At 69.6% G+C, this 25,280-nt stretch carries 17 protein-coding genes, 1 tRNA gene and 1 pseudogene; 13 read left to right on the plus strand and 6 right to left on the minus strand.

Annotated features, from left to right (window positions below; genetic code table 11):
* Positions 1–41: 41 nt before the first annotated feature.
* The 6 genes from poxB (at position 42) to nrfD (ending at position 9,644) form a co-directional block, all read left to right on the plus strand.
* Positions 42–1,769 (plus strand): ubiquinone-dependent pyruvate dehydrogenase, encoded by a 1,728-nt coding sequence (gene poxB / locus DAA40_RS12715; protein ID WP_106850052.1) that lies wholly within the window; start codon positions 42–44, stop codon positions 1,767–1,769.
* Between the two features lie 101 nt (positions 1,770–1,870).
* A complete protein-coding gene (locus DAA40_RS12720; RefSeq protein ID WP_106850053.1) occupies positions 1,871–2,635 on the plus strand; it encodes an SDR family oxidoreductase in 765 nt (254 codons plus the stop codon).
* A gap of 96 nt (positions 2,636–2,731) precedes the next feature.
* Positions 2,732–4,000 (plus strand): glutaminase, encoded by a 1,269-nt coding sequence (locus DAA40_RS12725; RefSeq protein WP_106850054.1) that lies wholly within the window; start codon positions 2,732–2,734, stop codon positions 3,998–4,000.
* A gap of 264 nt (positions 4,001–4,264) precedes the next feature.
* Positions 4,265–7,549, plus strand: coding sequence for a formate dehydrogenase (fdh, locus tag DAA40_RS12735; RefSeq protein ID WP_255413593.1), 3,285 nt, complete (start codon positions 4,265–4,267; stop codon positions 7,547–7,549).
* Positions 7,549–8,514 carry a 4Fe-4S dicluster domain-containing protein gene (locus tag DAA40_RS12740; RefSeq protein WP_106850057.1) on the plus strand — a complete coding sequence of 322 codons (966 nt, stop codon included), beginning with the start codon at positions 7,549–7,551 and terminating at the stop codon, positions 8,512–8,514. The genes fdh and DAA40_RS12740 overlap by 1 nt, the downstream gene beginning before the upstream one ends.
* The gene (gene nrfD, locus DAA40_RS12745; RefSeq protein WP_106850058.1) at positions 8,511–9,644 is read left to right on the plus strand and encodes an NrfD/PsrC family molybdoenzyme membrane anchor subunit; all 1,134 of its coding nucleotides are present in this window, start codon (positions 8,511–8,513) and stop codon (positions 9,642–9,644) included. Before DAA40_RS12740 ends, nrfD begins: the two co-directional genes overlap by 4 nt.
* A gap of 161 nt (positions 9,645–9,805) precedes the next feature.
* On the opposite strand, the gene selD is transcribed toward nrfD, so the two are convergent.
* On the minus strand, positions 9,806–10,798 hold the full coding sequence (gene selD / locus DAA40_RS12750; protein ID WP_106850059.1) for a selenide, water dikinase SelD: 993 nt from the start codon (positions 10,796–10,798) through the stop codon (positions 9,806–9,808).
* Positions 10,799–10,866: 68 nt separating this feature from the next.
* Here selD and DAA40_RS12755 point away from each other — a divergent pair.
* From DAA40_RS12755 to selB, 3 genes are all read left to right on the plus strand, one after another.
* A tRNA-Sec gene (locus tag DAA40_RS12755) sits at positions 10,867–10,962 on the plus strand.
* Positions 10,963–11,011: 49 nt separating this feature from the next.
* A complete protein-coding gene (gene selA, locus DAA40_RS12760; RefSeq protein ID WP_106850060.1) occupies positions 11,012–12,319 on the plus strand; it encodes an L-seryl-tRNA(Sec) selenium transferase in 1,308 nt (435 codons plus the stop codon).
* A complete protein-coding gene (gene selB, locus DAA40_RS12765) occupies positions 12,316–14,133 on the plus strand; it encodes a selenocysteine-specific translation elongation factor (RefSeq protein ID WP_106850061.1) in 1,818 nt (605 codons plus the stop codon). The genes selA and selB overlap by 4 nt, the downstream gene beginning before the upstream one ends.
* Positions 14,134–14,150: 17 nt before the next feature.
* Here selB and DAA40_RS12770 read toward each other — a convergent pair whose 3' ends face one another.
* Complete coding sequence (locus DAA40_RS12770; RefSeq protein ID WP_106850062.1) at positions 14,151–14,786, minus strand: YigZ family protein; 636 nt, start codon at positions 14,784–14,786, stop codon at positions 14,151–14,153.
* A 205-nt stretch (positions 14,787–14,991) separates the two neighbouring features.
* Between DAA40_RS12770 and DAA40_RS12775 the strand changes: the two genes are divergently transcribed.
* The 3 genes and pseudogenes from DAA40_RS12775 to DAA40_RS16765 all read left to right on the plus strand — a co-directional run.
* Entirely contained in the window at positions 14,992–18,858 is a 3,867-nt protein-coding gene (locus DAA40_RS12775) for a Pls/PosA family non-ribosomal peptide synthetase (protein ID WP_106850063.1), read from the plus strand.
* Position 18,859: 1 nt separating this feature from the next.
* Positions 18,860–20,188, plus strand: coding sequence for a M1 family metallopeptidase (locus tag DAA40_RS12780; RefSeq protein WP_106850064.1), 1,329 nt, complete (start codon positions 18,860–18,862; stop codon positions 20,186–20,188).
* A 73-nt stretch (positions 20,189–20,261) separates the two neighbouring features.
* Positions 20,262–20,561, plus strand: a pseudogene (locus DAA40_RS16765) (nucleoside deaminase); the annotation flags it as partial.
* A 316-nt stretch (positions 20,562–20,877) separates the two neighbouring features.
* On the opposite strand, the gene DAA40_RS16770 reads toward DAA40_RS16765, so the two are convergent.
* The 3 genes from DAA40_RS16770 to DAA40_RS12800 all read right to left on the minus strand — a co-directional run bounded on the left by DAA40_RS16770 (position 20,878) and on the right by DAA40_RS12800 (position 23,739).
* Complete coding sequence (locus DAA40_RS16770) at positions 20,878–22,014, minus strand: YihY/virulence factor BrkB family protein (protein ID WP_234356362.1); 1,137 nt, start codon at positions 22,012–22,014, stop codon at positions 20,878–20,880.
* Between the two features lie 86 nt (positions 22,015–22,100).
* Positions 22,101–23,111 (minus strand): hypothetical protein, encoded by a 1,011-nt coding sequence (locus tag DAA40_RS12795; RefSeq protein WP_106850066.1) that lies wholly within the window; start codon positions 23,109–23,111, stop codon positions 22,101–22,103.
* A 4-nt stretch (positions 23,112–23,115) separates the two neighbouring features.
* Entirely contained in the window at positions 23,116–23,739 is a 624-nt protein-coding gene (locus DAA40_RS12800; protein WP_158716430.1) for a 4'-phosphopantetheinyl transferase superfamily protein, read from the minus strand.
* Here DAA40_RS12800 and DAA40_RS12805 point away from each other — a divergent pair.
* Positions 23,708–24,484 (plus strand): YaaA family protein, encoded by a 777-nt coding sequence (locus DAA40_RS12805; protein WP_106850067.1) that lies wholly within the window; start codon positions 23,708–23,710, stop codon positions 24,482–24,484. The two genes, DAA40_RS12800 and DAA40_RS12805, sit on opposite strands and share 32 nt — an antisense overlap.
* Positions 24,485–24,610: 126 nt before the next feature.
* On the opposite strand, the gene DAA40_RS12810 is transcribed toward DAA40_RS12805, so the two are convergent.
* Positions 24,611–25,225, minus strand: coding sequence for a carbonic anhydrase (locus DAA40_RS12810; protein ID WP_106850068.1), 615 nt, complete (start codon positions 25,223–25,225; stop codon positions 24,611–24,613).
* Positions 25,226–25,280 lie beyond the last annotated feature (55 nt).

Below are 25,280 nucleotides of genomic sequence, written 5' to 3' on the forward strand. Positions count from 1 at the left end.
CCCACGCGACAGTCGCACGAGCCCGAACTCGAGGAGATCTGATGGCGCGCACCATCGCGATGAACATCGTCGACATGCTCAAGGCCAACGGCGTACGGCGGATCTACGGCGTACCCGGAGATTCGCTCAACGGCCTGACCGATGCGATCCGCCGCGACGGATCGATCGAGTGGGTGCACACCCGCCACGAGGAGGGCGCCGCGTTCGCCGCGGCGGCCGACGCCGAGCTGACCGGCCAGCTCGCGGTGTGCGTCGGCAGTTGCGGTCCCGGCAACCTGCACCTGATCAACGGGTTGTACGACGCCAACCGCAGTCGCGTCCCGGTGCTGGCGATCGCGGCACAGATCCCCAGCGGCGAGATCGGCAGCGGCTACTTCCAGGAGACCCACCCAGCGGAGCTGTTCCGCGAATGCAGCATCTACAGCGAGCTCGTCGCGCACCCCGCGCAGATGCCGCGCGTGCTGGAGATCGCCGTGCGCGCAGCGATCGAGAAGCGCGGCGTCGCGGTGATCAGCATTCCCGGCGACATTGCGCTGATGAAGCCGACCGATGACCGCGTGAGCGTCATCGTCCCGGCGCGCTCGCACGTGACTCCGCACGCCGACGACCTGCAGCGGGCCGCCGACCTGCTGAATGAATCGCGGCGTACAACGATCCTGGCCGGCGCCGGCGTGGCGGGCGCGCACGACGATGTCCTCGCGCTCGCCGAGGCACTGGGCGCCCCGATCGTGCACACCATGCGCGGCAAGCAGCACATCGAGCACGACAACCCATACGACGTCGGCATGACCGGTCTGCTCGGGTTCGCCAGCGGCTACCGCGCGATGGAATCTGCCGACACCGTGCTGATGCTCGGCACCGACTTCCCCTACCAGCAGTTCTATCCGGAGCACGCGCAGTTCGTGCAGGTCGACGTTCGCGGGGAGCAACTCGGGCGCCGGGTGCCGGTCGACGTGGGGCTGGTGGGCGACGTCGGCGACACGGCCCGCGCGCTGCTGCCGCTGTTGCAGCGCAACACCGACCGCGACCACCTCGACGACTCCGTCGCGCACTACCGCAAGACGCGCGAGAAACTCGATGACCTCGCGACGCCGGCGAGGAAGGGCAAGGCGATCCATCCGCAGTACGTCGCGCGGCTGGTCGACGAGCTCGCGGCGCCGGACGCCGTCTTCATCCCCGACGTCGGATCGCCGGTCATCTACGCCGCGCGCTACCTGCGCGCGACCGGCGACCGCCGCATCATCGGGTCGTTCACGCACGGGTCGATGGCGAACGCCGTACCGCACGCCGTCGGCGCGCAACTGGCCGATCCGGAGCGTCAGGTCATCGCGCTCAGCGGCGACGGCGGGCTCACCATGCTGCTCGGCGAGCTGCTCACCGTCACGCAGAACAAGCTGCCGGTGAAGATCGTCGTGTTCAACAACTCGTCGCTGAACTTCGTCGAGTTGGAGATGAAGGCGGCCGGGTTCGTCGACTTCGGCACCGGCCTCGACAACCCGAACCTGGCTGCGCTCGCCGAAGCGCTCGGCATCAAGGCCTGGCGGGTCGAGGAGTCCGACGACCTTGAGTCGGCCCTCCGTGGAGCCTTCTCGCACGACGGCCCTGCTCTGGTCGACGTGGTGACCGCCCGCCAGGAGCTCACCATCCCGCCGTCCGTCACTGCAGAGCAGGTCAAGGGGTTCACGCTCTATGCGATCCGCACCGTACTTTCCGGTCGCGGCGACGAACTGCTCGATCTGGCCGCGCAGAACTTCCGACAGTTGTTCTGAGGCGACGTACGCCCACCGAGCGATCGCTAGGTCGGCGTACGACGCTTCCCTCGTGGCAGGTAACGTGCCTGCAAAGAGCCCACCACTTCTCGGAGGTCCGCATGGCCGACAAGCTCAACCGTTTCGAAGGCAAGTCCGCGATCATCACCGGTGGCAGCCGGGGTATCGGTCTCGGTATCGCCGAGGCAATCCTGAACGAAGGCGGCCAGGTCGTCATCACCGGTCGCAAGCCCGAGCAGCTCGAGGAGGCCGCCAAGGGGCTGGACGCCGGCGACCGCCTGCTGACCCTCGCAGGCAACGCCTCCCAGGAGGAGCACCGCAAGGAGCTCGTCGACCTCGCGATGGAGAAGTTCGGCAAGATCGACCATGTCGTCGGCAACGTCGGCATCAACCCCTTCTACGGCTCGACGCTCGACCTCCCCCTCGATACCGCCCGCAAGGTGCTCGACACCAACATCGTCTCGACCCTCGGCCTGATCCAGCTCGCCTGGCACGCCGGCATGAAGGACAACGGCGGCTCGGTCGTCATCATCGCCTCGGTCGCGGGTCTGCGCTCGGCCGGCCCGATCGGCATCTACGGCACCTCGAAGGCCGGCTTGATCCAGCTCACCCAGCAGCTGTCGATCGACATGGCCCCCGGCGTCCGCGTCAACTGCATCTCCCCGGCCGTGGTCAAGACCCGCTTCGCTGAGGCGCTGTACGCCGACAACGAGCAGGAGGTCGCCGACTCCTACCCGCTCAAGCGCCTGGGCCGGCCCGAGGACATCGGCGCCACCGCGGCATTCCTGCTCTCGGACGACGCCGGCTGGATCACCGGCCAGAACATCGTCGTCGACGGCGGCGCGCTGCACACCCCGAAGACCTGACCCTGAGGCCACCCCGATCTGCGGGGCAGTGGAGCACGCTCATCACCCATTCCCGTGCCCCACTGCTCCGCAGGTCCGTCTCCTAGGGTGGTGGGCATGCGCATACCCATCGAGGACTATCTCGCCGAGGCGCTGGACGCCGTCCGTGGACGGGACGACGGCGAGCCCGCCGACTACATCAGCGAGCTGGCGAACGCCGACACCGAGAAGCTCGCGATCGCGATCGCCACCCTCGATGGCCGTACGTACAGCGCCGGCGACAGCGACTATCCGTTCACGATCCAGTCGATCTCCAAGCCGTTCACCTACTCGATGGCGATCAAGTACCGGGGGCTGGACGACGTCCTGCAGCGCATCGGCGTCGAGCCCTCGGGAGAGGCATTCAACGAGCTGTCCCTCGAGGAGGGCAGCAAACGCCCTCGCAACCCGATGATCAACGCCGGAGCGATCGTGGCGCACGCGATGCTCGGCGACACAGCCAACGAGCGGTGGGAGAAGGTGCACGACGGCTTCTGCCGGCTCGCCGGCCACGACCTGCAGGTCGACCAGGAGGTCTACGAGGCCGAGATGGAGTCCGCGCATCGCAACCTCGCCATCGGCCACATGCTGCGCAACTACGACATCCTGGTCTCCGACCCCGAAGAGGTCGTGCACGGCTACATCCGGCAATGCGCCATCCAGGTCACCACCACCGACCTCGCGCTGATGACCGCCACCCTGGCCAACGGCGGACGTCAGCCGCAGACCGGGGAACGGGTGCTGTCGCATGAGGTCGTGCGCCAGGTGCTCAGCGTGATGACGACCTGCGGCATGTACGACGGCACCGGCGAGTGGATCGCGGACGTCGGCATCCCGGCCAAGAGCGGGGTCGCCGGCGGCATTGTGGGAGCCCTGCCCGGTCAGGTCGGTGCCGCAACCTTCTCGCCGCGCCTGGACAAGCAGGGCAACAGCGTGCGCGGCACGCTGTTGTTCGAGCGGCTCTCCCACGACATGGGCATGCACATGTTCGAGGTGCCGGACGCCGCCCGCTCGGTCATCAGCAGCATCCGTACGGTCGACAGCGACGAGGGCCCGTACCGGCTCTACGAGCTCCAGGGCAGCCTGCATTTCGCCAGCGCCGAGCGGATCCTGCGAGCTATCGCCGAGGACGACGTCCAAGACATGCCGGTCGTGGTCGACATCGACGACGTGTTCACGATCAACGACGTCGCGGGGCGGATGCTGCTGGAGACCTTCCGGCGGCTGGCCGAGGAGGATCGCCCCGTCACGATCGTCGACCCGGACGGCCTGCTCCGCGACATCCGTCCCAGCGACGAGTTCCACTACAAGGTGGTCGATGCTCGACCCGGTCTGACCGAGCACTGAGCCCACCCGCGGTGGACGTCGTCCGCCCTGGCCCTCCCCCGCGTCCGCGCCCTCTGGCCTACCGCCGGTGGCCGACGACGAGAGACCTGGCGCTGCGCTCGTCGATGATCGCCCGGGTGCTGCCGGCACACCCCGCCCCCGGTGCGAGTTGGGCGCCTCGTGGTACCAGGGATTCTCCAGGTGCTGCGGTAGCACAACGCACATCACCGCCGTAGGGTCGGAAGAAAGCCAGCAGCGCATCACCGCACGGCGAGAGGGGCGCTCATGTCGCTGAAGAAGACCTTCCTCGGATGGCCTGTCCTGCGCCAGATCGCCGAGGGCGACCTTCTCGGCCGTGGCCCGGCAGTCACGTCCAAGAAGACCCAGGACTGGACCGCGCGCACCGAGGACGCCGACCGTGTCGCGCAGAGCGTCTGCCCTTACTGCGCCGTCGGTTGCGGGCAGCGCGTGTACGTCAAGGACGAGAAGGTCATCCAGATCGAGGGCGATCCGGACAGCCCGATCAGCCGCGGCCGGCTGTGCCCGAAGGGCTCGGCCAGCGAGCAGCTGGTGAATCAGCCCGGTCGGATCACCGAGGTGCTCTACCGCAAGCCGTACGGCACCGACTGGGAGGTCCTCGACCGCGACCAGGCCATCGACATGATCGCCGAGCGGTTCGTGAAGGCGCGCCGCGAGCACTGGCAGGACGCCGACGACCAGGGCCGGCCGCTGCGTCGCACGATGGCGATCGCCAGCCTTGGCGGTGCGACGCTCGACAACGAAGAGAACTACCTGATCAAGAAGCTGTTCACCGCAGCTGGAGCGATCCAGATCGAGAACCAGGCGCGTATTTGACACAGCGCCACGGTCCCCGGTCTGGGGTCCTCGTTCGGCCGGGGCGGCGCCACCCAATCCGTCCAAGACCTGTCCAACTCGGACTGCATCGTCATCCAGGGCTCGAACATGGCAGAGTGCCATCCGGTTGCGTACCAGTGGGTGATCGAGGCGCGGCTGCGTGGCGCGAAGGTCATCCACGTCGATCCCCGCTTCACGCGCACATCGGCCACGTCCGACAAGCACATTCCGATCCGGGCCGGCAGCGACATCGTGCTGCTCGGCGCGCTGATCAACCACGTGCTGACCAACGGCCTGTGGTTCAAGGACTACGTGCTGCACTACACGAACGCCGCACACCTGGTCAGCGACGACTTCCAGGGCCCTGAGGACCTCGATGGGCTGTTTTCCGGGTACAACGAGGCAGACGGCAGCTACGACCTGAAGTCCTGGTCCTACCAGGAGGACAACGGCGACAAGGTCGAGGGAGCGGACGAGTCCGAGCACGGCGGTGGCGAGTCCGACCGGGCGGCCGGACAGCAGTACGGCTCCGGCGGTCCGCCGCTGGAGCACGCCGAGATCAAGCGAGATGAGACCCTGCAGGACCCGCGTTGCGTGCTGCAGATCCTCAAGCGTCACTACTCGCGGTACACGCCCGAGATGGTCCGCAATACCTGCGGCATCAGCATCGAGGACTTCCACTATCTCGCCGATGCGGTGACCAGCAACAGTGGCCGGGAGCGCACGAGCGCCTTCGTCTACGCCGTGGGGTGGACCCAGCACAGCCTCGGCGCGCAGTTCATCCGCACCTCGTGCATCCTCCAGCTGCTGCTGGGCAACATGGGCCGGCCTGGCGGCGGCATCATGGCGATGCGCGGGCACGCCAGCATCCAGGGCAGCACCGACATCCCCACGCTGTACAACCTGCTGCCGGGTTACCTGCCGATGCCGGTGGTCGGCGAGCACGACACCTGGCGGCAGTACATTGACGCGGTCGGATCCAAGCAGCAGAAGGGATTCTGGGCGAACGCCGACGCCTACATGACGAGCCTGATGAAGGCGTGGTGGGGTGAGGCGGCGACCGCCGAGAACGACTGGGCATACGACTACCTGCCGCGGCTGTCCGGCCCGCACGGCACTTACCAGACCGTCATGTCGATGCTCGAGGGCGAGGTCGACGGGTACTTCGTGCTCGGTCAGAACCCGGCGATCGGCTCGGCCAACGGTCGCCAGCAGCGCATGGGGCTGGCGCACCTGAAGTGGCTCGTCGTCCGCGACTTCGCGATGATCGAGACCGCCACGTTCTGGAAGGACGGCCCCGAGATCGCCACGGGCGAGCTCGAGACCGAAAAGATCGGCACCGAGGTCTTCTTCATGCCCGCGGCCACGCACGTCGAGAAGGCCGGCACCTTCACCCAGACGCAGCGCATGCTGCAGTGGCACGAGAAAGCCGTCGACCCGCCGGGCCAGGCGCAGAGCGACCTGGAGTTCTTCTTCGAGCTCGGCAAACGGATCCGCGAGCTGGTCAAGGACTCCGACGATCCTCGCGACCGGCCGCTGATCGACCTCACGTGGGACTACCCGGTCGACGAGCACGGCGAGCCGGACGCCGCGGCGGTGCTGCGGGAGATCAACGGCAGCCACATCACCGGCGAGAAGGCCGGGCAGCCGCTGACTGGCTTCGCGGAGATGAAGGCCGACGGGACGACGTCCGGCGGCTGCTGGATCTACTCCGGCGTGTACGCCGGGGGCGTCAACCGCGCGGCCAACAAGAAGCCCGGCCGAGAGCAGGACCAGATCGCCCTTGAGTGGGGCTGGGCGTGGCCGGCGAACCGCCGCATTCTCTACAACCGTGCCTCGGCCGACCCGGAGGGCAAGCCGTGGAGCGAGCGCAAGAAGCTCATCTGGTGGGACGCCGAGCAGGGCAAGTGGGTCGGCCCGGACGTGCCGGACTTCCCGGTCGACAAGGCGCCGTCCTACCGGCCCGAGCCGGGCACCGGCGGCCCCGCGGGCCTGGCCGGAGACGACCCGTTCATCATGCAGTCCGACGGCAAGGGCTGGCTGTTCGCGCCGCGCGGCATGATCGACGGTCCGCTCCCGACGCACTACGAGCCCAACGAGGGCCCGGTCCGCAACCCGGTCTATCCGCAGCAGCAGAGCCCCACGCGGCGGGTCTTCCCCCGGAAGGACAACCTGTTCGCGCCGTCCGCCGGGGAACCCGGGTGGGAGATCTACCCGTACGTATTCACCACCTACCGGCTCACCGAGCACCACACGGCCGGCGGCATGAGCCGGTGGCTGCCCTACCTGTCCGAGCTGCAGCCGGAGCTGTTCTGCGAGATCTCACCCGAGCTTGCCGCCCTACGCGGGCTGGAGCACAACGGCTGGGCGACGATCATCTCGCCGCGCACCGCCATCGAGGCGCGGGTGATGGTCACCGATCGGATGACCCCGCTGACGGTGAACGGGCACACCGTGCACCAGATCGGCCTGCCCTACCACTGGGGCATCGGCGGGGACGCCGTCGTCTCCGGGGACTCGGTCAACGACCTGCTGGGCGTCGTCCTCGACCCCAATGTGCTGATTCAGGAGAGCAAGGCCGGTTCATGCGACATCCGGCCCGGACGTCGTCCGCACGGCGAGGCCCTGCTGCGGCTGATCGAGGAGTATCAGTCGCGCGCCGGCGTCACGGTGATGACTGGTGAGCAGCTGCTTACCGAAGGAGGGCGTGACTAATGGGGTTCTGGCACAACCAGCTCGCCGGTCCCACCGACCCGGCACGTGACGCCGGCTGGGAGGGTGAGACGCCGCGGAAGGGCTTTTTCACCGACACCTCGATCTGCATCGGCTGCAAGGCCTGCGAGGTGGCGTGCAAGGAGTGGAACCTGCTGCCGGCCGACGGCGATTACAACCTGCTCGGGATGAGCTACGACAACACCGGTTCGCTGGGCGCCACGACCTGGCGGCACGTCGCGTTCATCGAGCAGTCCTCCGAGCGGATCGAGCAGGCCCGCCGCAGCGGCGCCGCACTGGTCGATCTCGGCATGCCCTCCATCGGCCCCCCGGCTGAAGCTGCCCCGAGCACGGACGGCGAGGCCCCGATCCCGGACTTCCGGTGGCTGATGGCCTCGGACGTGTGCAAGCACTGCACGCACGCCGGCTGCCTCGACGTGTGCCCGACCGGTGCGCTGTTCCGTTCCGAGTACGGCACGGTCGTCGTCCAGCCCGATGTCTGCAACGGCTGTGGCTACTGCGTTCCGGCCTGCCCGTTCGGCGTGATCGAGCGCCGCGGGGAGCTGCCCGATCAGACATCCGCCGAGAAGGTCGGCGTGGCGCAGAAGTGCACGCTCTGCTACGACCGTCTGGACGCCGGGAACACTCCGGCGTGCGCGCAGGCGTGCCCGACGACGTCCATCAAGTTCGGGGACCTCGACGAGATGCGCGCCGAGGCGCAGGACCGCGTCAACGCGCTGCACGCGCAGGGCATGACCGAGGCGCGGGTGTACGGCGCCAACGACCACGACGGTGTCGGCGGCACCGGGTCGGTCTTCCTGCTCCTGGACGAACCCGAGGTCTACGGCCTGCCGCCGGACCCGCAGGTCGCTACCGCGAAACTGCCGGAGATGTTCCGCGCGGCCGGGTTCGCCGCCACTGGCATGCTCGTCGCGGCGGCGTCGCTGTTCTTCGGGAGGCGCCGATGACCACCAGCCCGTTCGACGCCGACCGCGGCCCGGACGTCGTACGCCGGCGCCGCGGTGGTGGCAGCCGCAAACCGGACGGCGCACTCCGCAAGCGGAGGTCTGATCCGAACGCCGTCGTACCGGACCCTGAGTTCAGCAGCTACTACGGCCGGCAGATCGTCAAACCGGCCCCGTGGAAGCACGAGGTCCCGGCGTACCTCTTCCTCGGCGGGGTCACCGCCGGATCGGGCCTGATAGGGGCATTCGCACATGCCCGCGGGCTCGACACCCTCCGCCGCAACAGCCGCTACTCCGCGGTCGTCGGCGTCGGGCTCTCCAGCGGCGCACTGATCGCCGACCTGGGCCGGCCCGAGCGCTTCCTGAACATGCTGCGCACCGTGAAGCTGACCTCCCCGATGTCCGTCGGCACCTGGATCCTGGCTGCGTTCGGCGCAAGCGCCGGCGTGGCCGTGGCATCGGAGATCGCCGGCCAGCTCGGCATCGGCCAGGGCGACTCGAAGCTGCAGAGGACCCTCGGTATGGCGCTGGACGTGGCAGATCCGCTTTCCAGCCTGGGAAGCGCAGCGTTCGCCGCCCCGCTCGCGGCGTACACCGCCGTCCTGCTGTCGGACACCGCGACGCCGATGTGGCACGAGGCCTACCGCGAGCTGCCGTACGTGTTCACCGGCTCGGCGCTCGCGGCGTCGTCCGGCCTGGCGCTGCTGACCTCACCGACCTCGCAGACCGCCGAGGTGCGGCGCCTGGCGGCCTTCGGCGCACTGGTTGAGCTCACCGCGCACAAGCTGATGACGCGGCGGCTCGGCGAGCTCGCCGAACCGCTCGAGCAGGGTCGTGCGGGCCGACTGTCGAAGGCGGCGACCGCACTCACCATCGCCGGGGGGCTCGGCGCCGCCGTCTTGGGCCGCAACCGCGTCGGCGCGGCCGTGAGCGGCCTGGCGCTGCTCGCCGGGTCCGCCGCCACCCGCTTCTCCATCGTGGAGGCCGGCATCGAGTCCGCGAAGGACCCCAAGTACACCGTGCGGAGCCAGAAAGCGCGACTGGCCGCACGCCGAGCCAAAGAGCGGCTCGATCACTCGATCACCACTGCGCTGGGCCGACCGGGTCAGGGCCAGCGCAGGAGGCTGACGTGAGCTCGCCGCACCTTCGACGGCGTCCGACACCGCGCCCACCAAGGGAGCTGCGAATCGCTGATCGATCCTGGTCGCAGCGATCCTGATCCAGCTCGCGCTCGGCGCGGTCTATGCCTGGAGCGTGGTCTCCAAGGCGATCAGCGAGTCCCACCTGCGGTGGGTCAGCGGACGGCGATGGTGGCGCCGTCGGCGTACGCCGGGACCAGCTCGCCGATCACGGGGGCGCCGGGGATCTCGCCCGCGACGAGCAGTCCGCCGGAGGTCTGGGCATCGGCGAGCAGAACGAGCTCGAGGTCGTCCACGCCGTCCGCCTGCAGGTGCGGACGTACCCAGTCGAGATTGCGTCGCGATCCGCCGGGCACGAAGCCGTCGGCCATCGACTCGCGGACGCCGTCCAGCACCGGCACCGCCCGACGGTCCAGGACGGCGGTGACTCCCGATGCGCGGGCCATCTTGTGCAGATGCCCAAGCAGGCCGAACCCGGTCACGTCGGTCGCGGCCTTGATCCCAGCTGCGAGCGCGGCCTCGCTGGCCGCGGCGTTGAGCTGGGTCATCACCTCGATCGCGGGACCGAACACCTCACCGGTGGCCTTGTGCCGGTTGTTCAGGACGCCGACCCCGATCGGCTTGGTGAGGCTGATCGGCAGGCCCGCCTCCGCCGCATCGTTGCGCATCAACCTGCCCGGCTCGCCGATACCGGTGACGGCCAGGCCGTACGTCGGCTCCGGCGAGTCGATCGAGTGCCCGCCGGCCAACGGGCAGCCGGCTTCGCGGGCGACGTCCAGCCCACCACGAAGCACCTCGCTGGCCAGCTCGCGCGGCAGCACCTCCCGCGGCCAACCCAGCAGGTTGATCGCGAGCACGGGCCGACCACCCATCGCGTAGATGTCCGAAAGCGCGTTGGTGGCAGCGATGCGACCCCAGTCGTACGCGTCGTCCACGACCGGGGTGAAGAAGTCGGCGGTGGAGAGCACGGCCCGACCGCCCTCGATGCGCACCGCCGCGGCATCGTCGCCGTCGTCCAACCCCACGAGCAGCGAGTCCCAGGTGACGCCGGTGAGTCCGCGCACCATCTCCTCGAGGTCGCCCGGCGGGATCTTGCAGGCGCATCCTCCGCCGTGAGCCAGCTGAGTCAGTCGAATCTGGTCGGCCATGCCGACACCCTAGTCGCAGTCACACACGCCGCATCCCGAGTGCAGGCTTCTCGGGTACGGTGACGCCTGGAAGCGTATGGGTTCCTGGTGGGCCCCCCGGTCTTCAAAACCGGTGAGACCGAGTATCTCGGTCTGGCGGGTTCGATTCCCGTCCGCTTCCGCCATGCTTCGGCCGCCGCGCCGCGCGGCCGCGACGGACGTCGGAGGTGCGCCGTGACCAGCCCGCGCGAAGATCCGCGGCGACGCATCCCGCGCACCGATACGCTGCTCGCCCTGCCGGAGCTGTCTGCCGCCGCGCGTACGCACGGCCCGGCCGTCGTGCGTACCGCCGTCCGGCAGGCGCAGGACCGCGCCCGCTCGGGCGAGATCCGTCCTGAGGACGTCGGCGCCGAGGCGGTCGCGGCGTTGCCGTCGCGGCTCACGACGATGCGGCCGGTCATCAACGCCACCGGGATCGTCGTCCACACCAACATCGGCCGCGCTCCGCTCGCACAGGCCGCCATCGACGCGGTCGTTGCCGCATCCGGTTACGTGGACGTCGAGCTCGACCTCGGCAGCGGCACCCGCGCTGGCCGCGGCCAGGGCGCCCTCTCGGCGCTACGCGAGGCGGTGCCCGCAGCTGGCGGGGTGCTCGCCGTCAACAACGGCGCGGCGGCGCTGGTACTCGCGACGACCGCCCTCGCCGCGGGACGAGAGGTGATCGTCAGTCGCGGCGAGCTGGTCGAGATCGGTGATGGGTTCCGGCTGCCCGATCTGATCGAGTCGACCGGCGCCCGGCTGCGCGAGGTAGGGACGACGAACCGCACCTCGGTGCAGGATTACGCCGACGCTGTCAGCGAGCGGTCGGGGTGCATCCTCAAGGTGCACCCGAGCAACTTCCGCATCGACGGGTTCACGTCGTCTGTCAGCGTCAGCGAGCTGGCCGGGCTCGGATTGCCTGTGGTGATGGACATCGGGTCGGGTCTGCTGGCGCCCGAGCCGTCGCTACCCGACGAGCCGGACGCCGCCACTGCCCTCGCGGACGGCGCGACGATCGTCACCGCGAGCGGCGACAAGCTGCTCGGCGGGCCACAGGCCGGCTTGATCCTGGGAGATGCCAAGGCGGTCGAGAAGCTACGGCGCCATCCGCTGGCGAGGGCGCTGCGTATCGACAAGCTGACGCTCGCTGCGCTCGAGGCGACGATGCGTGGCCCACAGGCGCCGGTCCGCGAGTACCTTTCAGCCAGCCCGGAATCCCTTCGAGAGAAGGCAATCCGGCTCGCCATCGAGGTCGGGCTCAGCGAGTCGGACGTCGTCGCCGTGGACGGCCGCGTCGGTGGCGGCGGTGCACCCGGCGTACCGCTGCCCGGTTACGCGGTCGTGCTGCCCGAGGACTGCGCCCGTCGGCTGCGCACCGGTGAGCCCGCAGTGCTGGCGCGGGTCGAGAAGGGCCGCTGCCTGGTCGATCCCCGCTGTGCCGGCGAAGCAGAGATGGGCGCGCTGATTGGCGCCGTCCGGCAGGCCCTGGGCATGACGTCATGACTGGTGGCGGTGGGCCCCTGACGGCGGTCATCGCGACAGCTGGGCACGTCGATCACGGCAAGTCCGCACTCGTGCGCGCGCTCACCGGCATCGAGCCCGACCGGTGGAGCGAAGAGCGAGAGCGCGGCCTCACCATCGATCTCGGTTACGCGTGGACGACGCTTGGGACCGGCGAGACGGTCTCGTTCGTCGACGTACCAGGGCATCAGCGCTTCATCGGCAACATGCTGGCCGGCGTCGGCCCTGCGGCTGCGGTCATGCTGGTGGTGGCTGCCGACGAGGGGTGGCGGCAGCAGACCACCGAGCACCTGCTGGCGATCGATGCTCTCGGAATCCGTCACGGCCTGCTCGTCGTGACCCGCAGCGACCTCGCTGATCCCGGCCCCGCGATGGCCTCGGCCAAGGAGCGGATCGCCCGGAGCTCACTTGGACAGGTCGAGGCCGTGGCAGCGTCGGCGCGCACGGGGGCCGGCGTCGATGAGCTGCGCGCGGCGCTCTCCCGCCTCGTCACCGAGCTGCCCGTGCCTCGTCGCGACGGCCGAACCCGCGTGTGGATCGACCGCACGTTCACCATCCGGGGCGCGGGGACAGTGGTTACCGGGACGCTTGGGGAGGGCAGGCTGACGGTGGGAGAGGCGGTCCGGCTGATCCGTCCCGGCCGGACGTCGTACGACGCGCGGGTCCGCGGACTCCAGAGCCTCGACTCCCCTATCGACCACCTGGCCGCGACCGCACGAGCGGCAGTGAACCTGCCAAGCGTGGACGTCGGCGACGTCGGCCGCGGTGACCTGCTGTTGGCTGGCCAGTGGCCGCTGAGCGACACCCTCGACGTCCGGCTCACCAGCGCGTCGGCCAACGAGCTGCCCGAGGAGCTGATGCTGCACGTCGGGAGCCACGCCGCGCAGGTGCGCGTGCGGCCTCTCGGGGACGACGCCGTGCGCCTGCGGCTGCCGGCCACGCTGCCGTTGGTGGCGGGTGATCGCGCGATCCTGCGAAATCCGGGGCTACAGCACGTCGTCACTGGTATCGAGGTGCTCGATGTCGACCCTCCGCCGCTGCGCCGTCGCGGCGCGGCAGCCCAGCGGGGCGTACAGCTGGCGTCGTACGACGAGAGTGCCGGGCGGCTGCGCGACGAGGTCACGCGGCGAGGAGCCGCCGAGATCCGGGAGCTGGAGAGCCTGGGTTACTCGGTCGACGAGGTCGATTCCGACATCCAGCAGCGGAACGGCTGGCTCATCTCCCCTGCCCAGTGGCAGTCGTGGGTCGACACGTTTCGGATGCTCACTCAGCAGCAGCACTCGCGTGATCCACTCGAGCCCTCACTGGCCGAGGACGCCGTCGTGCGCTCGCTGGGCCTGCCACGACGAGAGTGGCTGAGCGAGCTCGCACCGGACGCCGGTGCCGAGCTGGTCAACGGACGCGTTCAAGTCGCGGGCGCCGCACCCAGTCTCGGCCCCGCGGACGCTGCCCTCGACGCGATCGAGCAGCGACTGGCCGCGAAGCCGTGGGCGGCGCCCGAGCAGCACGAGCTCGACGCTGCTGGCCTCGGCAATCGTGAGCTCGCGGCCGCCGTCCGGCTCGGTCGGATCCTTCGTCTGCCGGGCGACATCGTGCTGCTGCCGAGCGCGCCGGCGTTGGCGATGCGCGAGCTGGCTGCGCTGCCTCAGCCGTTCACGACCAGCCAGGCGCGGCAGGCTCTCGACACGACCCGACGGGTGGCTATCCCGCTGCTGGAACACCTCGACTCGCGCGGCTGGACGCGGCGTCTCGACGGCAGCACCCGAGAGGTCGTCCGCCGTACCGCCGCAGGCTGAGCCCCGTTCTGCGGGGGTCACAGATGGTCGCGCCAGGTCTCGCCGACGACTCGTAGTTCGGCTGCACCGCCGGTGAGGCTGGCGAGCTGGGCGCGGACGGCGTCCTCGTCGGCAGGTGTCAGAGCACCGCGGATCAGCGCTGTCGTGCCGATGGAGTAGTCGACGTCGCGGACGTCCAGACCGGTCGCCCGAAGCGCGTTCTCGAGCTTGCCAACGTCCGCCAACGCCACCCGCACTTCGACGAGGAGGGCGTGCGTACGGCGCAGCACGCCGGCGTCGTGCAGGCCCGCCGCCGCAGCGTCGGTGTAGGCACGCACCAGGCCACCGGCGCCGAGCAGCGTTCCGCCGAAGTATCGAGTCACTACTACGACGACGTCGCTGAGCCCGCGGCCGGTGATGGCAGCCAGGATCGGTGCGCCCGCCGTCCCCGACGGCTCCCCGTCATCGTTCGAGCGGCTGAGCTCGGATGACGAGCCCAGCACGAAGGCGCTGCAGTGGTGCCGGGCGTCCCAGTACTCCTTGCGGCACTGCTCGATCACCGCTCGCGCGGAGTCCTCGTCGTCCACGCGGCGGACCCGAGCGAGGAAGCGCGAGCGCTTCACCTCGATCTCGGCGTCAGCGTCGCGGACGACGGTCAGGTACTCCTCGGGCACGCGGCCACCCTACGCCGTGGTTGCGGACATTCTCGCCCCACTCCCAGCAACCCCCAGCGAACTCGCGCAAGTCCGCCCACCCGCAGTCCGGCTGGCGACACTCCATCGATTCATGTCAATGTATCGGCGCGTCGGGGTCGGAATGGTGGGCGCTCGGGTGGCTGCAGCGGCATAATGGGACGCTGTCCCACGAGTCAAGGCGCACATGTCCACCCTGCTGAGAAGCCACCTTCGCACTCCCGAGCGAACCCTCGTCGACATCCTCTATGCGACCGCTGAGGCACACCCTGGCAAGGCCGCGCTGGATGACGGCGACGTCGTCCTCTCGTACGCCGAGATGATGCGGCACGCTGAGCGGATCGCCGCCGGTCTGCATGAGCACGGCGTACGACGCGGTGATCGGGTCGGCATCCGCATCACGTCGGGAACTCGCGAGCTGTACCTGGCGATCATCGGAACGCTGCTGGCAGGCGCGGCGTATGTTCCCGTCGACGCAGACGATCCGGACGAGCGAGCGGCCCTCGTGTTCGGCCAGGCCGAGGTCAGCACAGTCCTCGACTCGGTCGACGCGGTCCGCGAGCTGCTAGTCAGCCAGGGGCCGGCCCCCGAGCGTCCCGCGCTCGACGACGACTGCTGGATCATCTTCACCTCCGGCTCCACCGGCCTGCCGAAGGGCGTCGCCGTCACCCACCGCTCGGGTGCTGCATTCGTGGACGCCGAGGCCAGGATGTTCCTACAGGACGACCCGATCGGCCCGCAGGACCGCGTGCTCGCCGGTCTATCGGTAGCCTTCGATGCTTCGTGTGAGGAGATGTGGCTGGCGTGGCGGTACGGCGCCTGCCTCGTCCCCGCCCCGCGGGCCCTCGTCCGCACCGGCGCGGACCTCGGTCCGTGGCTGACCGCGCGCGACATCACGATCGTCTCGACCGTCCCCACGCTCGCCGCCCTCTGGCCCGCGGACAGCCTGGAGGACATCCGGTTGCTCATCTTCGGCGGCGAGGCCTGTCCGCCCGAGCTCGCCGAGCGGCTGGTCACCGACACCCGGGAGGTGTGGAACACCTACGGCCCGACGGAGGCAACGGTGGTCGCCTGCGGCGCCAAGCTCACCGGCGAGCCGCCGATCCGCATCGGACTGCCCCTCGACGGGTGGGACCTCGCCGTCGTCGGGCCCGACGACCAGCCGGTCGCCGACGGTGAGCAGGGCGAGCTGATCATCGGCGGCGTCGGCCTGGCCCGGTATCTCGACCCGGTCAAGGACGCCGAGAAGTACATTCCGATGCCGACCCTGGACTGGGACCGCGCCTACCGCTCCGGCGACCTCGTGATCAACGACCAGCAGGGGCTGCTGTTCGTCGGCCGGGCCGACGAGCAGATCAAGCTCGGCGGACGGCGGATCGAGCTCGGCGAGGTGGACGCCGCGCTGCAGGCGCTCCCCGACGTCAGGGGGGCCGCGGCAGCAGTCAAGCAGACCCCCACCGGCAACCAGCTGCTCGTCGGGTACGTCGTCCCCACCGTCCCGGCCACCTTCGACAGCACGCAGGCGCGCGATGAGCTCGCCGACGTCCTTCCTGCTGCGCTCGTGCCGCTGATCGCCGTCGTCGACGACCTGCCGACCCGCACATCGGGCAAGGTCGACCGCGATGCGCTCCCGTGGCCGCTGCCGGACCTGTCGACCCCCGACGCGGACGCCGAGCGGCTCGAGGGCACCGCCGGCTGGGTCGCCGAGATCTTCGGCAAGGTCCTCGGGGTCACGCCGTCCGCCCGCGCCTTCGACTTCTTCGCCAACGGCGGCGGCAGCCTCACCGCTGCCCAGCTCATCTCGCAGCTGCGGGCCCGCTTCCCGGAGGTGACCGTCGCCGACCTCTACGGCCAGCCGACGGTCGGGGCGATGGCGGACTTCCTCGACTCGAAGACCCGCGTCATCCAGCCGTCGGCCCGGCGCGGCGACGTCGAGCCGACCCGCCGCCTCACCCAGCTGCTGCAGATCGCTCTGAGCGCCGTGATCAACACGATCGCGGGCGCGCGCTGGGTCACGATGCTGCTGCTGATCGCCAACGTCGTCGGCGGCATCGGTGCCATCGACCTGCCACACGTCTCGTGGTGGATCGTCGGGACCGCATCAGTACTGCTGCTGACCCCCTTCGGGCGGATGGCGATCGCGGCCGTGGGCACCAGGCTGCTCCTGCACGACGTGAGACCAGGCGTCTACAACCGTGGCGGCCGGATGCACATCAAGCTGTGGGCGGCAGAGCGCCTTGGCGATGCGGTGGGCGCTGTCAATCTCGCCGGGGCGCCGTGGATCCCCTACTACGCGCGGGCGCTCGGCTGCCGGATCGGCAGGAACGTCGACCTGCACTCGCTGCCGCCGCTCACCGGCCTGCTCACGCTGGGTCGCGAATGCTCGATCGAGCCTGAGGTCGACCTGTCGGGCTACTGGATCGACGGCGACGCGCTGCACATCGGGCAGATCACCGTCGGGGCACGCGCCCAGGTCGGCTCACGCTCACACCTCGCGCCCGGCACGGTGATCGGCAAGGACTCCGACATCGCGCCCGGCTCTGCCGTCTTCGGGACCGTGCCGCCTGGCGAGTATTGGAGCGGCTCGCCTGCCACGCGAAAGTCGCGGGTCAAGCACCCATGGCCCGAGGAACGGCCGGCGTCGAGCCGGGCATGGCTGGCGGCGTACGCCGTCACGTCCGTCGTCCTCTCGCTGTTTCCCGTTGCCGCAGCGGTGGCCGCGCTCTGGATCGTCTCGTTGTTCATCGCGGACGACGCCGACTGGCTACCGGTCGCGCTGCACACCCTCCTCGCGACGCCGCTGGCTGCACTGGCCGGGTTCGTCGTCCTGGCGCTGCTCACCCTCGTAGCGGTGCGATTCTTCGGCCTGTTCATCCGGGAGGGCGCCTTCCCCGTACGCAGCAAGGTCGGGTGGGCGGCCTGGTCGACCGAGCGCGCGCTGGACGCCGCTCGCACCTACCTGTTCCCCATCTACGCCAGCCTGGCCACCCCGACCTGGCTGCGACTGCTCGGCGCAAAGGTGGGCAAGAACGTCGAGGCGTCGACGGTGCTGCTGATCCCGAAGCTCACCGAGATCCGGGACGGCGCCTTCCTCGCCGACGACACCTTGGTCGCGGGGTACGAGCTCGGTGGCGGTTGGGTGCGCACCGACCGGGTGAAGGTCGGCAAGCGAGCGTTCATCGGCAACTCCGGGATGGCCAGCGGTGGCCGCAACGTGGCCAAGAACAGCCTGGTCGCCGTCTTGTCGGTGGCGCCGCACAAGTCCAAGGCCGGGACCTCGTGGCTGGGTAGCCCACCGGTCAAGCTGCGACGCAACGCGCGGGAGGTCGACAAGTCCCTCACCCACAAGCCGACCCGACGGCTGAAGATCAGGCGCGGTCTGGTCGAGTTGTGCCGCGCGATCCCGGTGATGGTGACCGTCGGCATCGGCTTCGGCGTCCTGCTCGCGCTCGGCGCGCTCTGGAGCACACTCGGGCTGTGGGCCGCCTTCATGCTGTCCGGCGTTGTGCTCGCGGTCGCTGGCGCGGTGGCCGCGGGGATCACCACGCTCGCCAAGTGGCTGGTGATCGGGCGGATCGGGCGGATCGAGACTCCCCTGTGGTCGTCGTTCGTCTGGCGCAACGAGGTCGTCGACACCTTCGTCGAGTTCGTGGCCGCGCCATGGTTCGCGACCCCGGCGACCGGCACCCCGCTGCTGAACCTGTGGCTGCGCACGCTCGGCGCGAAGATCGGGCGGGGCGTCTGGTGCGAGTCCTACTGGCTGCCCGAGGCCGACCTCGTCACGCTCGAGGACGGCGCGACCGTCAACCGGGGCTGCGTGGTGCAGACGCACCTGTTCCACGACCGGGTCATGCAGATGGACACCGTGCGGCTCGGCCGCGGCGCGACCCTCGGGCCAAACAGTGTCATCCTCCCGGCCGCCTCCATCGGGGACGCCGCCACCGTCGGACCGTCGTCCCTGGTCATGCGGGGTGAGGCGGTGCCGGCTGGCTCCTTGTGGCAAGGTAATCCGATCGGCCCGTGGTCGAAGAACATCCCCTCGTTGAGAGCCTGACGTGACCAAGAACCCCCTGATCGGCGCCGACTCCGCAGGAGACGACTACACGCCGAAGCGGGGCAACGGTGGGTATGAGGTCGACTCGTACTTCCTCGACCTGCACTACCGGGTCCCCTCGAACTACCTGCGAGCGCTGGCCGTCATCTCGATCCGCACCACCCAGCCCCTGGAGAAGCTGACCTTCGACCTCACGGGGCTCAGCGTGGCGAAGGTGACCATCAGCGGACGCCGGGTCAAGAAGTTCGCCGCCCGCGCCGGCAAGCTGGCGATCTGGCCGGCCGCGACCATCGAGGCCGGCGCGTCCGTCACCGTCGAGATCGGGTACTCGGGCAATCCGCGCCCGACCCGGACGCCGTGGGGGATGCTCGGGTGGGAAGAGCTCGAAGGCGGGGCGATCGTGGCCTCGCAGCCCACCGGCGCCTCGACCTGGTTCCCCTGCAACGACCATCCGTCGTCCAAGGCCTCCTACCGCTTCCAGATCACTGCGGACGCGCCGTACACGGTGGTCGCGAATGGCACCCTGATCTCGCACCGCAAGTCCGGCTCGATGGCGACGTGGGTGTACCGGCAGACCGAGCCGATGGCCAGCTACCTCGCCACGCTCTACATCGCCCGCGCTCCGTGGTTCCAGATCCGCGACGATAGCCTCGACGTCCGGCAGTCAGCCGTCGTCCCCGCCGCGCTGCGCCGCAGGTTCGATCATGACTTCGCGCGGCAGGGCGAGATGATCGCGCTGTTCAGCCGGCTGTTCGGACCGTATCCGTTCGGCGACTACAAGGTGCTCGTGACCGAGGATCCGCTGGAGATCCCGCTCGAGTCGCAAGGCATGTCGACCTTCGGCCGCAACCACGTCGATGGACGCAACGGCTCGGACCGGCTGATCGCGCATGAGCTGGCCCACCAGTGGTTCGGCAACTCCGTCGGGCTCGCAGCGTGGCAGCACATCTGGCTCAACGAGGGCTTCGCCTGCTACGCCGAGTGGCTGTGGTCGGAGTACTCCGGGGGGCGGGACGCCGACGCGCTGGCCCAGCAGTACCATCGCAGACTTGCCAAGCTCCCTCAGGAACTGCTGCTGGCTGACCCTGGCCCCCGGGACATGTTCGATGACCGGATCTACAAGCGCGGTGCGCTCGCCCTGCATGCGCTGCGGCTGGCAGTCGAAGACGCCGCCTTCTTCGATCTCACCCGCGAGTGGTGCCTGCGCAACGCCGACGGCACCGTCACGACCGCGATGTTCCTGGACCTGGTCCAGTCCCGGCTCGACGAGGCCGCCGTGGCGGTGCTGCGTCCCTGGTTGTTCGAGACCGCGCTGCCTTCCCTGGGCTGAACGGACCTCGCGGGGACGCGGGTCCGGCATCGATCGTGTGTTGGCGCAGCGGGCGATCGCGTAGATTCGGGGCATGGTGATCACCGATCGGGACCGCGCCTTCTTGACGCGCGCGGTGGACCTTGCCGAGGCAGCCGTTCGAGCCGGCGACGAGCCATTCGGGTCCGTGCTGGTCTCGCCGGCGGGCGAGATCCTGATGGAGGACCATAACCGGGTCGGCGGCGGCGACCGCACCCAGCATCCTGAGGTCGCGATCGCGCGCTGGGCCGCAGTGAACCTCACCCCTGAGGTGCGCGCGCAGAGCGTCGTCTACACCTCCGGAGAGCACTGCCCCATGTGCGCGGCCGCGCACGGGTGGGTTGGGCTCGGCCGGATCGTGTACGCGTCGTCGTCCGCGCAGCTGACCGAGTGGGCGCGAGAACTGGGGCTATCATCCTCGCCCGTCGCCGCACTGCCGATCAGCTCAGTGGTCCCGGGCGCCGAGGTCGATGGGCCGGACGCAGAGCTGGCCGAGCGGGTGCGCGCCCTGCACGCCCAGCGCAGCGTCTCGACGTCGGTCGCTAGCGCTCCCTCGCTCGACGACCGTGAATCGCGACCGCAGGCACACGCTGGCGCTCCCTCGCTCGACGACCGTGAATCGCGACGACCGTGCGTTCCGACCGGCACGGAGCTGGCGGTCGCCATGCCGATCAGTAGTCTTGCAGCTTGGACGGGCTGGCGCCGCCACCCTCGATCCGGGCCTGGCGCGCCCGGCGGCGCTCCTCGGCGCGCGCGTCGAGCGTGCTCTCCTGACGCAGCTTGCGGCTCTCGGAGACAACGTCGCGGTACTTCTTCTCCTTCTTCTCGCTGACGACCGTGTCGCGCGGTGGGAGCTGCAAGGTCTTCTCCGCCTTGATCCCGGCCTGCAGCTGCCGGGCCCGCTCGACCTCGGCGTCCACCTCGGCACCGAACAGCAGCGCCATGTTGGTCAGCCACAGCCACAGCAGGAAGATGATGACGCCGGCCAGCGACCCGTAGGTCTTGTTGTAGTTGCCGAAGTTCGCGACATAGAAGCCGAAACCGAGCGAAGCGAGGATCCACACCAGGATCGCGATCGCCGCCCCGAGGCTCATCCATCGGAACTTCGGCTGCTTGACGTTGGGTGTGGCGTAGTACAGCAGGGCGATCATGAACACGACGATGAGCAGGATCACCGGCCACTTCGCGATGTTCCACACGGTCACAGCCGTGCTGCCCAACCCGATCAGATCTCCGACGCTTCGAGCGACGGGGCCGCTCATGACCGCACCGAACAGCACGAGCGCTGCCCCGAGCACGAGGATCGCGGTGACGATGTACATCTGCACGCGCAGCTTGATGGTCGAGCGTCCCTCGTCGACCTGATATACGCGGTTCATTGCACGCCCGAATGCGCCGACATAGCTCGAAGCGGACCACATGGCACCGAGCAGGCCGATCACGAGCGTCCATCCGGCACCGGTCGACTCAGTGACCTGCTTGATGATCGGCTCGAGCGTGTCGGCGGCATCGCCGGGGCCGAGCTGATCGACCACGTCGAGGATCGCGTCGGTGGTCTGCTGACCGGACGAGACCACGCCGAGCAGCGACACCAGCGCCAGCAGCGCGGGAGCGATCGCCATGACCGCCCGGTAGGTCAGGGACGCGGCCAGGTCGGAACACTCGTCACGGCCGAACTCCTGTACGGCACGCTTCAGGCCGATCTTCCACGCCGCGGTCTTCAGCTCCGTCGGTGCCTGCGGCTTGCGTCCGTCGTCCGGCTGCGGAGCGGTGTGCTCCTTCTCGGCGGCGACTCCTTCTTTGGCCACGTCACTCCTGAGGCTGGTGGGTTCGGTCTGCTTTCTTGCTACCACAGCGAGAGGTACCCGCGACGGGATTTGGGAAACATCGCCGCTCAGGCGACGTCCGGCATCACACCCGCGACCTCGTCGATGACGAATAGGCCTCCGCCACCGGGCTGGGGGACATAGCCGGCTACGAAGCGGTCTGCGACGGTGATACTCACCTGGTCATCAAGAGTCTGCACCCACTCCTGTAGCTGCTCCTTGTCGCCGTCGATCAGCTCGATCAGTCCCGCGGCGGTCTCGCGGACCTCACTGCCCGTGAAGGGCGCGGCATAACTGATGCCCAGGCCGGTCAGCGGCTGCTGGACGGTCAGCATCGTCGTGCCCTTGGTGCAGATCCCGTAGCTGCACTCCCAGCCGGCCTCACCGAAGGCGCCGTCCAGCTGCGGGATCGCCGGCAGCCGGTCCTTCTCCCCCGTGTTCTGGACGGGAGGCAGGTCGGGCGACTCCCAGGTGGCCAGCGACCCGAAACAGAAGTACGCGTTCGCGCGGTCATGGGTGCAGGCGGTGAAGTCCTCGCCGGGAGTGACGATAGCGGCGATCTGGTTGCCAAGAGCGGTCGCCTGACCGGTGTCCGGCGTTCCGCCGATCGGCAGCGTCTCGGCGGTGTAGCCGGCCACTCTGCCCGCAGGATCGGCCTGTAGGAACACGATCGTGACGCGCTCGGAATCCTGTCCGTAACAGGCCAGGACTGAGCGCTCGTCGCTTAGCGGTCCGGACGTGCACGTCAATTGGTCGTCGAGCAGGTCCGCGACCTGACGTGCCGCCGACCCCTCCTCGCCGAAGTCCTCCCACGGGTCGGGCTCGCTCGCGCGCGGCAGCAGCACGAAGGCGATGATCACGCCGATCGCAGCCACCAGCAGGACGAGCTGCGCCCACCCGGGCATCCGCCATCCTGGCCGTCCGCGCGGCTCGAGCCGCCCGTCATCGGCGTCCGGATCGACGCCAGCCGGCGCGGCCTCGTCGGCGCGCTCGGCGCGCTCGGGGTGCTCGTCGGCGAGCTCCGCGCGCTCGGGGCGTTCGGCGCGCTCGGAGGCGGGGTCGTCGGCGGGCGTCGTCACCGCCTCATTCTAGGTTCGCGGGGTCGTTGCGGCGTCGGACGACGAGCCGAGGAGCGGGCTGATAGCCGGCGAGCATGATCACCGATCCCTCAGCGGGGATCCGGTGCACGTAGATGCGCCGGGTGGCGATCACCCCCGGCTCGACGTACCACCCGTCGGGGTGCCGGACGACGAAGGTTTCCGGCGCCGTCCGCAGGCCCGTGCCCGTGAGCTTCAGCGCAGCTTCCTTGGCGACCCACACCTGCAGGATCGCCGCGGCGCGCGCGACGCCCTCGAGACTCGCGAGGACGGCCCGCTCGGCGCGGTGCAGCGCAACCGCATCGATGCCCTCGACCTGCCGGTCGGGCTCGGCGTCCACGCCGACTGGCTCGCCGCCGTGGGCGACGACATGCAGATCCCCCGCGTGCGCGATGCTGATGTGACCTCCGTCGACGGTCGGCCTGCCGTGCTGAATGCTGCCGCAGTCCGGGCATTCACGTCGTACCCCGAGCCCACCGACGAGCGCGGCGTACGCGTGCTGCCCGCACAGGTCGATATGGACGTCGATGGCCGATCCCCTCCCGGCGTGCAGGTTACGCGGCTGGGAGAATCGCCGGGTGCTGATCCTGCTCCCGCCGTCCGAAGGCAAGACCGCACCCGCCCGCGGCAAGCCGCTCGCCCTCCCGTCGCTGGTGCACCCCGAGCTCGCCGCCGCCCGAGAGCGGATCATCGACGAGCTGGCCGCGGTGTCCCGGCGGGAGGACGCGCCGCAGCTGCTGAAGGTCTCCGCCGGGCTGCGCGACGAGGTGCGCGCGAACACGCTGGTCCGCGAGGTGCCCGCCGCGGCCGCCGAGACGGTCTACACCGGCGTGCTGTTCGACGCGCTCGATGCCGGCTCGCTTGAGGCGCCGGCGCGGCGCCGCATGTCGCGTCGCGTGCTGGTGTTCTCGGCGCTGTTCGGCGTCCTGCGGATGAGCGACCGGATTCCCGCCTACCGACTGTCGGGCTCGGTCTCGCTGCCGGGGACCGGCGTGGTCTCGACGTACTGGCGTGAGCCGCTTCGGGAGGTGCTGAGGGCGCCGGGTCTCGTGGTGGACTGCCGGTCCTCGGCGTACGCCGCGATGTGGGGCCCGCCCGGTGACCGGCACCTGCCGGTGCGGGTGTTCCGGGAGGTGGACGGCGAGCGCTCGGCGGTCAGCCACATGGCCAAGCACAGCCGTGGCTTGGTCGCCCGGGCGCTGTGCGAGGAGCCGACGAACCCGCAGACCGCCGTCGAGCTGGTCGAGCTGCTGGATGCCTACTTCCACACGCATGAGGTAAGGACGGCGGCCGGTGCACCGGTCGCCGTCCGCGTCGAGCTCGGCGACGGCACCATCGACGTCGTCACCACCTGAGCCGGGAATCGATGAATAGCTGAAAACGCAGCGCGAGCGCCTCGACACGCAAACTAATTGCATGCGCGGCCGGAGATGCTGCGTTTTCAGTACGGACGGCGGCCACGCCCGGAATCAGGCTGTGGGTCAGACGTGGCCGATGTTGCCCTCGACTTGGATGCGCCCGTCGGCGAGCCGGTAGGTGGCGCCGACGATCGCCAGGCGGCCCGCCTCGACCGTCTCGTTGACGATCCGCGAGCGCTCATTGAGCAGCTGTACGGTCTGCGCGACGTGCTCGGCGCCGACGCTCTCGGCGGTCACCTCGTCCTCGCCCGCTCCCACCGCGACATTGCTCGGCAGCACCTTCTGCACGATGTCGCGCACGAAGCCGCCGGGCAGGTTGCCGGTCTGCACCGACTCTATGGCCGCCTTGACCGCCCCGCACGAGTCGTGCCCCAGGACGACGATCAGCGGGATGCCCCGCACCTCCACGCCGAACTCCACCGATCCTAGGACGGCCGAGTCGAGCACGTGGCCCGCCGTCCGGACGACGAACAGCTCGCCGAGGCCCTGGTCGAAGATGATCTCAGCGGCGACGCGGGAGTCGCTGCAGCCGAGCACCAGCGCGAACGGGTGCTGCGCTGTGGCGTGGGTGGCTCGCTTCACCGAGTCCTGAAATATCTCGGTGTTCTGGTCGGTCACGAAGCGGTGGTTGCCCTCGAGCATGCGCTCCCACGCCTGGGCCGGAGTCAATGACTGCATACGAATGAATATCTCACGCCCGGTTGTCGACCGGATGCGCGGGCGGTGCGTCTAG

Source organism: Blastococcus sp. Marseille-P5729 (assembly GCF_900292035.1).
Classification (GTDB): domain Bacteria; phylum Actinomycetota; class Actinomycetes; order Mycobacteriales; family Antricoccaceae; genus Cumulibacter.

What these genes read in the sequence shown, in the direction of transcription:
- nrfD (WP_106850058.1), top strand. Translation starts at nt 8,511, where the DNA reads ATGACCACCAGCCCGTTCGACGCCGACCGCGGCCCGGACGTCGTACGC.
- DAA40_RS12810 (WP_106850068.1), bottom strand. Translation starts at nt 25,225, where the DNA reads ATGCAGTCATTGACTCCGGCCCAGGCGTGGGAGCGCATGCTCGAGGGC.
- DAA40_RS12720 (WP_106850053.1), top strand. Translation starts at nt 1,871, where the DNA reads ATGGCCGACAAGCTCAACCGTTTCGAAGGCAAGTCCGCGATCATCACC.
- DAA40_RS12775 (WP_106850063.1), top strand. Translation starts at nt 14,992, where the DNA reads ATGTCCACCCTGCTGAGAAGCCACCTTCGCACTCCCGAGCGAACCCTC.
- selB (WP_106850061.1), top strand. Translation starts at nt 12,316, where the DNA reads ATGACTGGTGGCGGTGGGCCCCTGACGGCGGTCATCGCGACAGCTGGG.
- DAA40_RS12740 (WP_106850057.1), top strand. Translation starts at nt 7,549, where the DNA reads ATGGGGTTCTGGCACAACCAGCTCGCCGGTCCCACCGACCCGGCACGT.
- DAA40_RS12725 (WP_106850054.1), top strand. Translation starts at nt 2,732, where the DNA reads ATGCGCATACCCATCGAGGACTATCTCGCCGAGGCGCTGGACGCCGTC.
- selD (WP_106850059.1), bottom strand. Translation starts at nt 10,798, where the DNA reads ATGGCCGACCAGATTCGACTGACTCAGCTGGCTCACGGCGGAGGATGC.
- poxB (WP_106850052.1), top strand. Translation starts at nt 42, where the DNA reads ATGGCGCGCACCATCGCGATGAACATCGTCGACATGCTCAAGGCCAAC.